The sequence below is a fragment of the Pseudomonas sp. B10(2017) genome (assembly GCF_002113295.1).
In the GTDB taxonomy this organism is placed as follows: Bacteria; Pseudomonadota; Gammaproteobacteria; order Pseudomonadales; family Pseudomonadaceae; genus Aquipseudomonas; species Aquipseudomonas pudica.
Map to the genome: position 1 here is coordinate 197,706 of NZ_NEJU01000008.1, position 15,676 is coordinate 213,381.

9 protein-coding genes are annotated in these 15,676 nt (G+C 54.2%); 1 reads left to right on the plus strand and 8 read right to left on the minus strand.

Annotated features, from left to right (window positions below; all coding sequences use genetic code 11):
• Window positions 1-80: 80 nt before the first annotated feature.
• From CAF92_RS12800 to wecB, 8 genes are read right to left on the minus strand one after another with little or no spacing between them, the layout of a single operon-like run.
• A complete protein-coding gene (locus tag CAF92_RS12800) occupies window positions 81-1,322 on the minus strand; it encodes a glycosyltransferase family 4 protein (RefSeq protein ID WP_085601042.1) in 1,242 nt (413 codons plus the stop codon).
• A complete protein-coding gene (locus CAF92_RS12805) occupies window positions 1,319-2,566 on the minus strand; it encodes a glycosyltransferase family 4 protein (protein ID WP_085601043.1) in 1,248 nt (415 codons plus the stop codon). The genes CAF92_RS12800 and CAF92_RS12805 overlap by 4 nt, the downstream gene beginning before the upstream one ends.
• On the minus strand, window positions 2,563-4,302 hold the full coding sequence (locus CAF92_RS12810; protein ID WP_085601044.1) for a hypothetical protein: 1,740 nt from the start codon (window positions 4,300-4,302) through the stop codon (window positions 2,563-2,565). The genes CAF92_RS12805 and CAF92_RS12810 overlap by 4 nt, the downstream gene beginning before the upstream one ends.
• A gap of 43 nt (window positions 4,303-4,345) precedes the next feature.
• The gene (locus tag CAF92_RS12815; protein WP_085601045.1) at window positions 4,346-4,789 is read right to left on the minus strand and encodes a hypothetical protein; all 444 of its coding nucleotides are present in this window, start codon (window positions 4,787-4,789) and stop codon (window positions 4,346-4,348) included.
• A gap of 20 nt (window positions 4,790-4,809) precedes the next feature.
• Window positions 4,810-6,507: a DUF6270 domain-containing protein gene (locus tag CAF92_RS12820; RefSeq protein WP_085601046.1), complete on the minus strand. Its 1,698-nt coding sequence runs from the start codon at window positions 6,505-6,507 to the stop codon at window positions 4,810-4,812.
• A gap of 7 nt (window positions 6,508-6,514) precedes the next feature.
• Window positions 6,515-11,950, minus strand: a complete 5,436-nt coding sequence (locus CAF92_RS12825) for a glycosyltransferase (RefSeq protein WP_085601047.1) — start codon at window positions 11,948-11,950, stop codon at window positions 6,515-6,517.
• Window positions 11,951-11,963: 13 nt separating this feature from the next.
• Entirely contained in the window at window positions 11,964-13,226 is a 1,263-nt protein-coding gene (gene wecC, locus CAF92_RS12830; protein ID WP_085601048.1) for a UDP-N-acetyl-D-mannosamine dehydrogenase, read from the minus strand.
• On the minus strand, window positions 13,223-14,365 hold the full coding sequence (gene wecB, locus CAF92_RS12835; protein ID WP_085601049.1) for a non-hydrolyzing UDP-N-acetylglucosamine 2-epimerase: 1,143 nt from the start codon (window positions 14,363-14,365) through the stop codon (window positions 13,223-13,225). The genes wecC and wecB overlap by 4 nt, the downstream gene beginning before the upstream one ends.
• A 692-nt stretch (window positions 14,366-15,057) precedes the next feature.
• Here wecB and CAF92_RS12840 point away from each other — a divergent pair.
• Window positions 15,058-15,393 (plus strand): ComEA family DNA-binding protein, encoded by a 336-nt coding sequence (locus tag CAF92_RS12840; RefSeq protein WP_024086485.1) that lies wholly within the window; start codon window positions 15,058-15,060, stop codon window positions 15,391-15,393.
• Window positions 15,394-15,676 lie beyond the last annotated feature (283 nt).

Genomic DNA, 15,676 nt, shown 5'->3' on the forward strand with positions numbered 1-15,676 from the left:
TTGTGCTTGGATAGCAATCAATTTAGATGCGCTGGGAATGAAATCGATAGCGATACTCTTATGCCAGCGGTTGCCAGAAATCAGTCATTCTCGGGCAAAGTACTCAGGTTCGTGCATGATGACCGAGAAAGGTATTTGGGAGAGATTTGCAGAACATCTTGCGCCATTTTTTTCTTGATCGAGCGACGTGAGAATTGTTGCACGAAATCAAGGCGAGATGTCTTCTTTATCTCCAACCGCTGCAATGCCTGGATTGCCGCCTCGACATCGCAGGGCGGGAACAATGCCACATTCGTGATCCTTTTCTGCGCGAATCGGCCTGCGTAGCCTGACAATCCACCCCAAATTGGCTTATCAGTTGCGGCATACTCGAAAAGCTTGGAAGGCAATACACGTCGGAAGGCCTTGAGGTTATTGAGGTGTAAAAATAGAACGTCAGCTTGATGATAAACCCGCAGCAGTTGATCGCGCTTCATCGGCGGCGATATGCGCACGTTCTCTACCTCTGCATGTTCAAGCGCCTTTTTCAAGGTCTCTAAGGCACCGCCGGCGCCTATCAGATGAAATTCAACTTTATCAGTCAAGCGTATGGCCAATTCTGGGAGAATCTGATGTAGCCCTTGCCCTGTGCCGATATTTCCAGCATAGACCACCTGTAACCGCTGCGGGCTCTTTTCGGGTGAGGGTAGCTGGGACGCCTGCGAGTGCTCAATGAATAGATCATCTACACCATTGGTATAAAGCGTGAACTTACGTCCAGGATAACGAGTTGTAAAATATGGTAAAAAGCCTGGGGAGATTAGGTTGATCCTCGTCGCTTGCTTGACTGTCCATCGCTCTATTGGAGAAAAGATGGACGCCGCCAACTTGCCCCAGCGTGACGGCAATAGTTCGCGCAAAGTGTCGACAAAGATGTCCCGAATATCGAGATAGAGCCCACATCCGTTGCGTTTTGCGATCATGGCGCCCAGAAAAGCTGTCATCAACCTAGAAGAGGTAGCAAAAACAAGGTCGTACTTCTTATGACGGGTAATCTTAAGGGCATTGATCGCGAAGCTTGCAAATGATTGCGCTTGGTCCCTGATACCACTGCGATGTGCAGGCACATCAATCCGTCTGATGGTCAGTAGCGGCAGGCGCTCAATGCTGACCGCGTTTGCAGTGAAAGAGTGGTACCGGTTCGGTTGAGTGGTAACAACTTCAATTTCTATAAGGTCACCAAGTTCGGCACGAAGCGCATTGACAAGCGCTTCGGCACGAAATGAGCCCGCAGAAAGGTCCGGCGGATAGTAAAAACTCAGCAGGAGGATCCGCGTGGTCATGATCTTGCCTGGGATGAGTGTGGCGCAGCAGAGAGAACCTTTTGATACAAATCCACCAAGCGCGACTCCTGCTCCTCCCAGTTTAAAGTGCCAGCAGTCGAGCGTGCGTTTTGCGCATAGGCCTCACGCAATTTGGCATCCGAGACCAATACGTTAAGAGCATGTGCAAGGCCAGTTGGATCATCAGATGCAACAAGGACACCTACACCATGTCTGCGCACGATCCGACGGATTTCCGGGAAGTCCGTTGCCACTACGGGTAAGCCGGCGATGATGTACTCGAATAATTTATTCGAGTCTGTGGTGTAGTGGTTAAGGCAGGTGTTCTCAATGGGTTGTACGCCGATATCAGCGGAGGCCGTGTAGCTCGGGAGTTCTGCCAGCGGGACCGTGGGTATGATGCGTACTCGGTCATGCAACTCAAGGTCTTCAATGAGCAGGCTCAGATTGTGGGTCAGGCGTCCCCCTCCGATAAGCACGAAATAAGCATCTGGTACGTTAACTGCGGTACGAATAAGCTTCTCGAGTCCGCGACCTTGTTGCAGGCCACCTTGATAGATAATGATCGGCCATTGCTCAGTAAGCCCAAGCTCTTCACGAATCCGATTTGTGGGAGGGCTGCGCGTCAACCGTGGCCGGTTCTGCAATACCGTCGGGCGTATGACGTGATATGCCCGGGCAAAGTACTTGGCGCGAGCATCCGTGGTAGTGATAGTACCATCTGCTGTGGGCATAAGGTGTTTCTCAACTATGCCCACCAAGCGGCGGAAGCTATCGTAACCTTCTCGGCTTGTGCTTATTTCATGTGCATCATAGACCAAGCGGGCACGGCTGATACGAGAGACCAACCATGCAGTTGGTAGTGTGTTTACGTCGTGAGAGTGCACCACGCTTGCGCCATAACGGACCATGTGTACGAGCAGGGCTGTGTGAGTCCAGGCTCGGGCAATGAGACGCAATATTTGATGCTTGATGCCCAATTTGCTAATCGGCCCTTGAGTTTTAATGGCCTGAGAGGAGGGCGCGGACACGATTTTGTTTTTGCGCAATCGCCACAGCGGGCTGCGCGCCACGCGGAAGACTTCAATTCCGTCTTCGAGGCGCTCTTGCTGCGGTGTGATGCCGGGCGTGTGCAAGGCGAAAACACGGACCTGATATCCTGCGTGCTGTAATGTCTGAGCTTCCTTGAGCACTCGAGCGTCATTAAGAAACTCATTCCAGACGATCATAGCGATTTTTTTCATTGAGCGGACTCCTGCCTGAGTTCTAGTGGTTTTTCTGCCTCAGTTGCGGCAAGAATGTCATCCAGCAACTTGAAAGCAGCTGGATAGTCCTTTCTTAGCAGGAACCTTTCAAAGCTGTACATGAATGCCGACAGTACAATGTCAGCGGTAGTTGTATTTACTAAGCTCGGACGGCTGCTGCGCGCAATTTCGATTGCCTTGTAAAAACGCTCTTTTTCAATCACGGGCCAGTTACTTCCTACTGCTTCGATGCGCCAGTTGCTCCAATGGCTCAGATGGTATTGTTGCGAGGCAGAAATGAGTAGGGCCTCTGAAGTGATATCGAGTGAGACGATCTGCCGAGGTAAGGCGCAAAGTTTTTTTATAATGAGCTCGAAAGAGTCGAGAAGACGCTCTACCTTTTCTGCTTCTTCCGGAGTCGAACATACGAAACGTAGGGGCTCTATCATGCCCCTATCAAGTCGTTGCTCCAAGTAGGGACGGGTACGGCTGAAGCGCAATATCAGTTCGCTTGCTGGCTCGCAGTAGAGGAGCTGCTCGCTGATTGCGACAACGCCATCGCCAATCTGACGACGGATAAGCTTCTTGTGGCCATCCAGGCGGAAGAGGTGGCAATCGATCCCCTGCAGTAGGTAATGCCCTAGCCACTCGAGTGATGGCAAGTGTGGTTGGTACTGAAAGAGCAAACGCTCCTGCTCGGCCAAAGTGGCGATATTATTGCCGAACAGCTTGGCTAAGTATTCTTGAGGTTTCTCGTTACCTAGAATGGTGATGTGAAATGCATAGACATCAACTGCATCAATCTGGTGCCAACTGATTTTCAGACCATTCTGAGTATCGATACCCGCTTGGTCCATCAGCTTTTCTACCCAAGCCTCGCGGCTTGATGGGCTAAGCAGACATTCGAGTTGATGGTTATTCTGACGTTGCTCGAGCAAAGGTTGGGACTGGAAAAACATGGCATTGATCTGGCGATGTTGCATACGCAAGCTGACTACGTCTTGCACCATGCCGGTCAGGCGTTGTAAGGCTTGGCGCATGACGAGAACCGCAATGACTGCATGAAAGATGCGTTGATGCGGGAAGTACAGGAAGTCGGCAACCAGACAGAAAAAACTCAGCAGAAAACCAGTGGCCGACAGTGCGTTGAGTATGTTGCCGTGGTTTCGTTGAAACTGTACTTGAATAACAGGGCTGAGGTTATAAGTAATTACGCATAGGAGCGTAATTAGAGCTGTATATCCGAGTATAATGGCAAGTAATTTTGGATAAATTATTAGGAGGACGACAGCGCTAATGGAGAAAAACAGAGCTCCCGCCATGGCGCGAGTAAACCTGGAGTATGCATAGGCTGCGATTTTCTCCTGGTTCTCAATTATATTTAACTTGGCGCTACGCAATAGCAACGTTCGCGCGCCTTGGCGACAGCAGTATGCGATCAACAGCTCGCTAAGCAGGTAGAGTACATAGCAGACTGCTGCAGCCACACTAAGTGACACAATCAGGTGGTTTTTTTTCAGTGCTTGAAAGGCACTGGGAAAGTAATTCGGTATTTTTTCGGAGCCTAATAAGATTATTACCTTAAGAGGCAGGAAAAAGGCGAGCAGAAGAAAAATCTGGCTCGCCAGGGTTGTAATCTGCACGGTAATAGTCGTGAAGGGTACTACCCGCAACAGTTTTATACCTATCGACAGGCACCAGCCTAGCGTCGACTTAATATGGTGTTGAAGCTTCATCGGCGAATGTTTCGTTCAATGGGCTTAATCGACGCTTGCTGGATCATTTTTCTTGCCAGTAAAGAGTTGCGATGGTGGCAATGTTTTTATTGTTAACAGTGGTGTAGATGCCGCCAATTACCGGCAGGTCCTTTTTGTAGTACTGGACTTTGAACTGGCTACTGTCGTTGCTGATTACTTTTCGAGTAAAACCTGCATTTTGCAATTGCATGTACACGTCGTTTTCCGCCAGCTTATCAGCGGTAGTGTAGCTGTACTCATGCATGCTTAATTTCCCTGCGCTATTGGGCTTTGCGTAGGATTTCATGTGCTCTGCACTCAGCAGCAGAATCGAGCCATCAGCAAGGTTTAGTTCGGCTTTAGGCTGTGAAGGCCGCACTGCCTCTGCTGCCTGATTATCAGCTTTGTTGGACTCACCCGATTGCTGGTCGCAGCCGGATATTACGAGAGCGAGCAGGGAGAGCAAAGCAGCAGTTTTGATTTTCATGTTTCCATTGTTCCTTCGGATTAACTCATGATTCGTGCAAGCAGTTGCTTGGCAACAGTTTTGTAGTAGGTACTGTCATAGTGATAGGGGCAGAAAGCCCACTTGTGGTCGCCGCCCGCGACCAGCCCGGCTTCCAGACCACCGATCTGCTCGACAGCCGTTGCCGAGTCTTCAAGCGTTGCGAGCAGAGGGTCGATGACTGAGTTGTTCAATTCGATCAGCTTCTCAAACTCACCACCCTTGAAACTTTCAAGGCCTGATTCCGTTTTGTATTGGTATGCCCATACTGCTCTGTGAACGAAGATGTTCGGGCAAATATTAGCGACTCGCTCAAGGAAGGCAGGCAGTGCCCACTCTCGCAGTTGTTTTATTTCCGGACTCCAAGGGCGCTTGATCTCATGAGGGATGCTTTTGCGTTCCAACGCTTTGAGCAACGGCCCACTGGCGGACATGAGAGAGCTCAGGTGTTGAACAATCCCAATCCGTTCATCAATGAAATCAATGATCACGATGTCAGGACGGGATTGCTCGAGAAGCTGCCAATGCAGTTTGTGCTGGTCCCAGTGAGAGCGCTTGCCTTCAAATGAGCTTGCGTCTATAGCAAGTTTTGGATCGAAGCACGGCGGTGCCATCCAGGAAACGACGGATGAGCGAGCCATATAGAAACAGATTTCAAACGCTCCGAGCGCGCTCTTCTGGAACTCGAACAGATCTCGAGTGACACAGGATCCCAGGATTGCAACTCGGATTTTCTCTTTAAGTGGCCCTGCCGGGTTCGGTCGAACAGCTTTGCGTTCAAGTTTTGCCTTCCGTGCCATGAGGGCGTCGAGGCATTCATTGGGCTGGTCAGTGTCCTTGTTGAGCTCGACTTTGATCTGATTGCGCACGTTGCCAAGTTTTTCAAGATACTTATGCGGCATACCTATCGGCGATTGTTTGAGGAGCGCGGACAGGAAATCCAGGCGCTGCTGGTTCAAACCGAATGAGCGCAGTTGCGATTCTTTCAATCCTTTAGTTTTGTTTGTGTCGCCGAGAATCCGTGCGCGTGCACCGAAGAAGTACGAGTCACTCAAAGGATGTTTGGTATAGGTGTAAAGTGGTTGCTTTGATTTCAGCAGGATGTGCTTGGCGTTGATTTCTTGCTGTTTAAGCGTATCTACCACCAAGTGGTGGGCATACTGAGTGATGCTCCGGGTCTTGGTTCCGCAAGTTTTGTCAACGAGCGTCAACGCCAAGGCCAGAGTGTCATAGGTGACGGCGCGATAGCACTCATCAGACGGCAAGAACTCCAAACCGTTGTGCAGCGAAATCAGTAACATCTCTTCGGAGTGCTCGTTCGAGCGCGCATGCTGTTGAATCGTGGCGATTACATCTTCATGAATGCAGTCGTCATCATCAATTCGCGAAGTAAGCACAATATCTTCGTGAGTTTTTGCTAGAAGCCTGGACACCTCTTTGCTGGTTAGCGAATAGTCGCTTACCTTCAGCGTCTTGGCGTTCAAGCCGGATGCAATGATTGCAGCCTCCAGGCGTGCTTGATGCAGGATAGGGAGAGCGTCGTCAATGAAGATGGTCCACTCAAAGTCTCTGTTGCTTTGGTTGGCGAGGGATGGAAAGACCGTATTAGTGAAAATCTCCAGTCGATACGACAGCCACAGTTCGTCCTTGATTCCGATGCCAAAGTTGGTGAAAACATAATGTTTCAAAGACTTGCTCATATTTACTTCAAACGTCTCGGAATGTGTTCAGTTCAAGGGCGGCCATCTTTTTCCAGTCGCTTTGGCCGCGCACGCGCTCCGCGGCTTGGCGCGACAGGGTAGAGAACAGCGCTTGATCCATGTATAAGCGTTCAAGAGCCTCGGCCAGTTGCACCGCGCTTTCTGGCTCGACGACAAAACCACTTTCCTTGTCCACGAACTCAGGGATTGCCGCCACACCGGTAGTGACAGGGACAAGCCCGGAGGCCATGGCTTCGTCTCGGGATACGCCTTGGGTATCCATACGGCTCGGGCACAGGAATACTCCGTGCTCTTTATGCAGCGCGGCGATTTCCCCGTGATTGAGGAAGCGGCGCTCGATGTGCACATTTGAGTAAGAACGCAGCGGTGCGAGAGTCTCTTCAAACAACGGCCCGTCGCCCACGAGTCGGAACGTCATGTCCTTGAACCATGGTTTTTCGGCCAAAAGCTCAATGGCTTTGACGGTCAGATCATTCGCATATGTCCGCGACGTATACGGGCGGATAGATAGTACGTTTTTGCGCTGTTCTATTGTTTTCTGAACGTAGTTGAAATTTTCGGTATTGATGGGGTTGTGGATAATCTCGTACTGGCCTTCTGGTAGGCGGAAGCCGAGGTCCTCCATGACTTCTTCTGCAAAATAGCGGGAAACGAAAACCAGCTTCAGATTCTTATGCATTGGCTGCAGTATTTCACGCCAGAAGCTCATGCGTTTGTCGCTGGCGAGCTTGCCCAACTGCAGTTGTTCGTCGGTACTGAAATTGTATTCGCGGCGCCACCATGGTTGGATTTCAGCACCATGGACCCATACAGTGATCTGGGTGGAATTCAGATGCGGGTGCAGCACACTCCACATATTTTCGTCCAAGAAATGAACGAGAATTGATTTGTAGTTGTTCTTTTCAAGCATTTTTGCCAAGGTCGAGCGGCAACCGGTCACCACATCGATGTTCTGGAACTCGTGATAGCTAACGGTCTCGTTGTCACGCAGGCGGAAAACATCTACTTCGACGCCTTGTTGCTGATAAGCCGACACTCGACTATGTACAAATTTGTTGCGGTACAGGTCTGCGTAAGCTGGGTAGTGGTTGGTCAGCAGCAAGTGCTCTCCACGGCCCATCATCTCAGATGGCTGTAGGTTGCGGTGTCCCAAGACCAGTGCCTTCAGTTCGGTGCTACCCGCAGAGTAGGCACGCAGACCGAAGCGAATGTAGGCAGCTTCCGGTGGAATATCGGAAGTTTGATTACGATTGGCAGGTTGCATCACGTGGCTGATGCGCTGCTTGTCGGCATCCAGGAACAGCACGACCAACTGCAGGTTCAGGCCAGGCGTGCAGTCGACAAACAGCTTGAGGCGGCCATCTTCACAGCCCAGTTCATCTACACGGACTTCCTGCTGTGCGTAGATGTACTCATGCTTGCCATCTGCCAGCTTGGATTGCACGCGCCAGGTATCGCCATCAACGACCAGGTCAACGAACTTGTTGCGGATGATTCCAAACATCTCAGCCAAACCGCGCCCCGTGATTTCCGGCGCGTCATGGTTGATCTCTAGCGGGGGAATGGATTGTGCGCGCGCTTGCAGTTGATCGATAGTCATGCCGAGATTCAGCTCAAGGTCGTTAACCTTGGCGCTGATGCTCTCCGGGTGTGCAGCACCGTTCTCACAATAGTTGAACGGGTCGATGGCCAAGCCTTGCTCATGAGTGTATTGCAGTGTCGGCAGACTCTTCAGCCAGCTACGCAGTTGCTGGTTGGCAACGATCCCGCTCGCAACCAGCGAGCGGCGAGCGCTCAGTGTCTGGGTTGGGCGGTAGGCTTGTTCATTTGAAAGCAGTTCAGCACTTTGGCCTGTGCAGGTAAAGTGGGCCGCTTTACCGACAACTTGGGCGCGGCTGTAGCGGGTTGCTAGCGCCAGATCCAGCAGGTAGTTCGGGCCGTAGTAATCGCCAGGCACAAAAGCGGCGATCCAAGGTGCATTACCAACCAGGTCACCCAGCGAGGTTTTTTTCAGTTGGCCAGGCTTAAGCACCTGGATGCGTGGATCATCGCCGACGATGCTGCTCTGGTAGGTATCGCTGATGACGATCATTCGTACTTGGCTATAAGTCTGGCGATCCAGGTTGGCACGCAACAAATCGAACTGCTCGCGGTTTTGCGCTTCGCCGATGACCACAATCTCCGGCAGGCGCTGGGCCTTTGCTGTACCGGTGACCTTGCTCATCACGTAATCCAGTCGCTGAGTGTAGGTATGCTCCTGCATTACTTTGCGCAGGGCAGCCAGCCGCAGTTTGTCAGCGTTCAGCGGGTCTTCCGCCAGCAGTTGCAGACGGCGGAGCATTTCTTCGCCGTTGTCGGTGGTAACAACCAGGTCGCCGAACAGCAGGCGTACGCCGCGAGAGAAGTTGCTGACGGTAAGGGTGTTGCAGCCGAGCAATTCGAAGACGCGACGGGCAAACATCGATTGAGATTGCTTGATCGAGTTCAGGTTGATCGCGTAGCGATAGCCCTTGTAAGCCGTGTCGATTTTCTCGAAGGGCAGGGTACCGACGATGTACGGTTGGTATTCCGCGGGGAACTGGTAGTTGACGTCGTTCTTGCCGAAGTTGCGATCGAAGATTTCCAGCGGACGGAACTTCGGCAACTCGCAGACGAAATTACCCAGGTCGCGGGTACGCTCCGGGTAACGCGCGTAGTAGGCGCCAGCGAAGCAGAAGGCGTCTTTGCGCTCGTACAACTCGATCGGGTTATGCAGCGCTGGCTGGCAGGCGAACGGCAACAGGTAGACGCGGTCGTGACCGAGCGCACCTTTATAGCGGTGAATGCAGTCGATATCGGTGGTGAATACGTGGTCGAACTGCTTGGCAGTGGTCAGGAAGGTTTCGAAGTGAACCGGGTCTTCCTTGTTCCAGAAAACGGTCGGTACCTTGTTCTGACGGCACCAGGCCAGAATGTCCTGCAGTTCCTGGCCGTTATGGCCAACTTTGCTGCCCCACAGGTCATCCTTCCCGCGCCAGGCGGACTCGATGAACAGCAGTTCTGGACCAAACGCTTCGATTTCTGCTTTCCAGTTGGCTGGCGTTAGCGGCATCAGGTCGCATTCATAGCGGTAGGAACCGAAAGTGAACTCATCCATCACGCACGCCACTTTCAGGCGACTGACAGGCTGATCAGCCTGGCGCAACAGAGTAGTGCGGCTGTGCTCGCTGGTCGGCAGGGCCGCCGGCAGTTTCAAGTAGTTCTCGTCCTGTACCACAGGTGCCGGCGGCAGCAGTGCCTTGCGTGGTTCGTTGGCCAGCAGCTTCTGCTCGTTTTGCTGGCGTTGCTGGCTGGCTTTTCGGTACAGGCGCAGCAGGCGTACGGGCAGCTTGACCAGGCCGCCCAGTGAGGTGGCGCTGTTCTTGATCTGGTAGCCAAGCTGATAGGTCATGCTTGCGCGGGTTTTCACCAGGCGCTGCTCTGCCAGGTTGCGCTGGGCGTTAGCGCGACCGAGGTTTTCATTGAGTTCGTCGATCTTACGTTGCTGAGCGGCGCTGCGTTCCAGCAATTGACTGATGCTGGCCTTCAACTGCGGGATTTGTTCGCCTGTCAGGGCGCGATACTTCATGTTTGCCGCGCCAAGGCCTGCCTTGGACGAGTTGATCTCAGATTCAAGTTGTTGGCGCAGACTCTGCCATTGTTCGTTGGTGGCAGCGAGGCTGGCCTCGGCTGCCTGGCGGCTGGTGCTTTCAAGCACCAGCTGCTCTTCAAGCATGTCTTTGGCCTGGCCAAGCGACTCAACGGTCTCTGCCAGAGCCGCTCGCGCTACTTCAGATTCATTTTTGGCGAGTGTCAGCTTATGCAACTGGTCTTCCAACTGGGAACGTTGTTCAACCAAGGCATTGATTGAGCTTGCCTGAGCGCTATGCTCACGCTGGCTTTGTGCTTGAGCGTCGTTCATTAACTGCAACTGCTCTTCCAACTGGGAACGTTGTTCAACCAAGGCATTGATTGAGCTTGCCTGAGCGCTAAGCTCACGCTGGCTTTGTGCTTGAGCGTCGTTCATTAACTGCAACTGCTCTTCCAACTGGGAACGTTGTTCAACCAAGGCATTGATGGAGCTTGCCTGGGCGCTATGCTCACGCAGGCTCTGCGCTTGCGCGTCGTTCATCAACTGCAGTTGAGCTTCCAACGCAGCTTGATGAGCGCGCAAGTCGGTGATGGTGGCGATATGGCTATCAATGACTTCCCGCGCCTGAGCCAACTGATCGTTTGCAGCCTTGAACTGCTTTTCCTGCGCCAGTTGCTTCTCTGCGGCCCCCCGCAGTTCCTCAGAAGCCTCCGCCAATTGCCTTTGTGTTTCGGCGTGCTGATTCTGGAGCTTCTCGTATCGCTGTTCCGCGTCTGCGAGGCTTTTTGTGTGAGCCTCCTCACCCGCCACGAATTTCTGTTCCAGCAGGCCATATTGTTCGGTAGCTAAACGATACTTTTTGTTGGCTTCCACCAGCCGCTGCTTGACCTCATCAAGCTCATGAGCAATCTGAGCCTTGGTGTCGAGGCATTCCTGGTTGGTTTTTTGCAACGTGGCAATGTCTGCTTCACGGTTTTGCAACTGTTTGGCAAGCGCATCAGCCTTTTGGGCTTCCGGTTTGAGCTGGGCGATCTGCTCAGTAGCGCTGCGGTACTTCTTGTTCGCTTCATCCAGACGCTTGCTGATGGCCCCGAGATTTCCACGCAACGTGCGCTCAATGGCTTCGAATGCTTTTTCCAGATCACGAACCCGATCAACTGTCAGCGAGTCGATTACACCTGGTTTATGCGTTTCGCTTTTCACCGCTACGATGCCCAGCCACTTGCCGAGCACCTTGACTTCGACAATCTGCAAGTGCTCGGCCAGCAACCGGAACGGTTCCATCAGGTAGAACGTGTGCTTGTGGTCAATGAAGTCATTGACCCCGAACGGTACGGTAATCACCAGGCGGCCACCCTGCTTGAGCAGGTCGTGGGCCTTTTCGACGAACAGCTCCGGTCGCACCAGGTGTTCGAGCACTTCGCTGATGACAATGGTTTCCGGCTCAACCTCGAGCGTGTCCAGCGCGAGGAAGTCTGAATTTATATACGTGACGTTCTGCTGGATGTGGGCCGGTTCCGCAGACAGGTAGCCCTTGGCCTCTGAGATGGCCTGCGGGCTGGTATCCACACCGGTGACCTGGCAGCCTTCACGTGCCAGCAGCAGGGGCACGATGCCCTGCGAGCAGCCGACATCCAGAATCCGGCGCCCTTTGACCTGGGCGCAGATCCAATGGATGCGGGACTGCGTTTCCCGCATGAACTGCTCCCCCAGCTTGCCGTAATAGGCTTCCATCACACGGTCATGAATATCGGCCAGAGGTGAAGGCAGCTCTGTGTTCACGGTAGGTTTCTCAAGCGTGGGGTTGTTCATGCGGTTTGCTCCATCAAGCCTGGGTAACGCCGGCGGCATCGATCACGAATGCCGCGTCGCGCACGTTGAAGGTGCCGCGAAATTCGCGGTGCTTCACTAGCAGTACGTGGATGTCGGCGCTGTCCTGTGCAAAGTCGAAGTCCACGTGCTCATGGCGCGCCAGGCGCTGTGGAAGGGCTTCGATGTTCGGCTCGACCAGTTGCAAGGTGGCTTCCAGCTCGTTGCCCAGGCGCTCGGCAATGCTCAGGGCAGGGCTTTCGCGCAGGTCGTCGATGTCGGCCTTGAAGGCCAGGCCGTAGCAGGCGATTTTTACTTGCTGGGCCGACTTGCCCGGGTTCTTGATCAGGAAGTTGGCCAGGGCCATCTTGACCTTGTCGATCACCCACTCAGGCTTGCTGTCGTTGACCACGCGGGCGGTGCGGATCAGGCGCGCCTGCTCTGGGGTCTGGCTGACGATGAACCATGGGTCGACGGCAATGCAGTGGCCGCCCACGCCTGGGCCTGGCTGCAGAATGTTGACGCGCGGGTGGTGGTTGGCCAGGCGAATCAGCTCCCACACGTCGATGTCCAGCTTGTCGCAGATGATCGACAGTTCGTTGGCGAAGGCAATGTTCACGTCGCGGAAGCTGTTTTCGGTCAGCTTGCACATTTCTGCGGTGCGGGCGTTGGTGACGATGCACTCGCCTTCAACGAAGGTCCGGTACAGGCGTACGGCCGCTTCAGAGCACTTCCTGGTCATGCCGCCGATGATGCGGTCGTTTTCCACCAGCTCGCGCAACACGTGGCCTGGCAGCACGCGCTCAGGGCAGTGGGCAACGCGGATATCGGAGTCTTCACCGTGGGTTTGCGGGAAGGTCAGGTCCGGGCGGGCCTGGGCCAGCCAGAAGGCCATCTGCTCGGTGGCGCCGACAGGGGAGGTGGATTCCAGAATTACCAGATCACCTTTTTTCAGCACGGGCGCGATGGCCTTGCTGGCGGACTCGATGTAGCTCAGGTCCGGCTGGTGGTCATCCATGAACGGGGTTGGCACGGCGATCAGGAAAGCGTCGGCAGCTTCCGGAACGGTGGAGGCGCGCAGGAAGCCCTCGGTCACGGCAGCGTGTACCACCATGTCCAGCTCAGGCTCGACGATGTGGATTTCACCACGATTGATGGTATCGACTGCGTGCTGGTTTACATCGATGCCGATCACCTGCTTCTTGCGAGCGGCGAAAACGGCGGCGGTTGGCAGCCCGATATAGCCCAGGCCTACGACGGAAATCTTGTTGAAGCTCATGCTACTTCCTTGGAACGGGAGAAGTTGGAAAGTGCGTCGAGGATTCGCGCGCACGCTTTTCCATCGCCGTAGGGGTTGTGGGCAAAGCTCATCTCGCGATAGGTCGCATCGTCGGTCAGAAGTTTCGCCAGGTTTTCGGTGATCGATTCCACGTCGGTGCCCACCAGCTTGACGGTACCGGCGGCCACGGCTTCCGGGCGCTCGGTGGTGTCACGCATGACCAGTACCGGCTTGCCCAGCGCTGGGGCTTCTTCCTGGATGCCGCCGGAGTCGGTCAGGATCAGGTAGGAGCGGGTCATCAGGTAAACGAACGGCAGGTAATCCAGCGGCTCGATCAGGTGAATGTTGTTGACGTCGGCCAGCAGACGGTTGACAGGTTCGCGCACGTTCGGGTTGAGGTGTACCGGGTAGACGATGTCCACGTCAGGGAATTGACGCGCGGTTTGCACCAGCGCCTGGCAGATGCGCTCGAAACCGCCACCAAAGTTTTCGCGGCGGTGGCCGGTGACCAGCACCATGCGGCGCTCAGGGTTCAGGAAGCTGAACTGGTTTTCGAACTGGGTTTTCAGCTCGGGGCTTTCCAGCTTGCGGACCACTTCCAGCAGCGCGTCGATCACGGTGTTGCCGGTGGTGTAGATGGTCGCGGCGTCTGTACCTTCACGCAGCAGGTTGTCCTGAGAGGTGGAGGTGGGCGCGAAGTGCAGGGCGGCCAGCGCGCCGGTCAGGCGGCGGTTGCCTTCTTCCGGCCATGGCGAATACAGGTTGCCAGTGCGCAGGCCGGCTTCCACGTGGGCAATCGGAATCTGCTGGTAGTACGCGGCCAGGCTGGTGGCCAGGGTTGTTGCGGTGTCGCCGTGCACCAGTACCACGTCGGGCTTGAACTCGGCCAGCACAGGCTTGAGACCCTGCAGGATGGCTGTGGTCACATCGGTCAGGTCCTGGCCAGGCTTCATGATGTTCAAGTCATAGTCGGGCGTGATCTCGAACAGCTCCAGTACCTGGTCGAGCATCTGGCGGTGCTGGCCAGTTACGCAAACACGCGACTCGAAACGGTCGTCTTGGGCAAGGTTGAGGGCCAGGGGGGCCATTTTGATGGCCTCTGGGCGGGTGCCAAATACGGTGAGGGTCTTGAGGGACACGGCGACGGTCTTCTGTGTATTGAGTAAAGGCGATTGGATCTGGTGTTTACGGGGTGCAGATCACAGGTATTGCGCAAATCGGCCGGGGGGAGTGGCCTAGGGGGCTCCACACACGCAAGCGCGAACGGGGGGCTTTGAAGGTGGTGAAGAAAAATTCATGTGGCTCGGATCCTTCAAGCGTAGCGGTTGTCCAATGACCGCAAATTTATCATTTCGTCATCAAGATGACATCCCGTGTGGCACGTTTTTTTCCGCTGATCGTCCGAATTTGCCCCTATCTATCGGGGGATTGGATCCTATTTTTGAAAGTTGCATCAAAAAAAACGATTGTTTGATGTTATTCAGGCATCATGCCAATAAAGTCAATACAGCCGAGACATACGACGAATGGGCTGGGGCCTTGTCCGGCAAGGCTTGTGGGAAAAACAACAGCTTTTGGTCTGAATGAAACCTAGGTTAAACGGGAATTTACCTAGCGGCGATTTGCTATCGCCTTTGTTTCATGAACTTATCCTGAAATATGGCGTAATGCCATTGCTTTTTGGGTGGGCGAAGTTGCTTTTTTTAATGTTGGATTCGGTAACGATTAACCGGGTCAAGAGCCTTTTTGCAAAATGGCAGAGCCGCTAGGGTTGATTGCGCAGCCGAAGGAAAACGGCTGCTGGAAAATGACCAACCCAGGAGTATTCCCCATGCGTAACAACGTTCTGTCGTACTTGCTGCTGCCGCTGTTCGCCAGCCTGTCCTTTTCCCTTAGCGCTGCCCCGGCCAGCACCACGGCGGTGGCCGAGCCGGTGCCGGTGGTAACCCAGCAGCAGGCCCAGCAGCCGCAGCGGCTGGACCTGAACACGGCTGATGCGCTTACTTTGCAGAAGGAGCTGAACGGGATAGGGAAGGCCAAGGCTGAGGCCATAGTGGCCTACCGGGAGGCCAATGGGCCGTTTGCTTCGGTGGATGAGCTGCTGGAGATCAAGGGGATTGGTAATGCGTTGCTGGAGCGTAACCGGGACAAGGTGATGGTGGAGTAACGGGGGAAGGGCTGGGGTTTGTGTCCTGGCCCTGACCTTCATGAAGTAGACGCTTCAATTGGCTGGTTGACGCGTTCCCTGTGGGAGCGGCCTTGCGTCGCGAAAGGGCTGCAAGGCAGCCCCAGCTATTCCTGCAGTGCCACTGAAACCCGGGGGCCGCTTTGCGGCCCTTTCGCGACGCAAGGCCGCTTGTATGGTGATACTCGAAGGGGTGGTGGGACGAAAAAGCCGAATCTGACTGTTCACAGCAGTACAGACCGTGGGAGAACTCGCCCCACCCCTT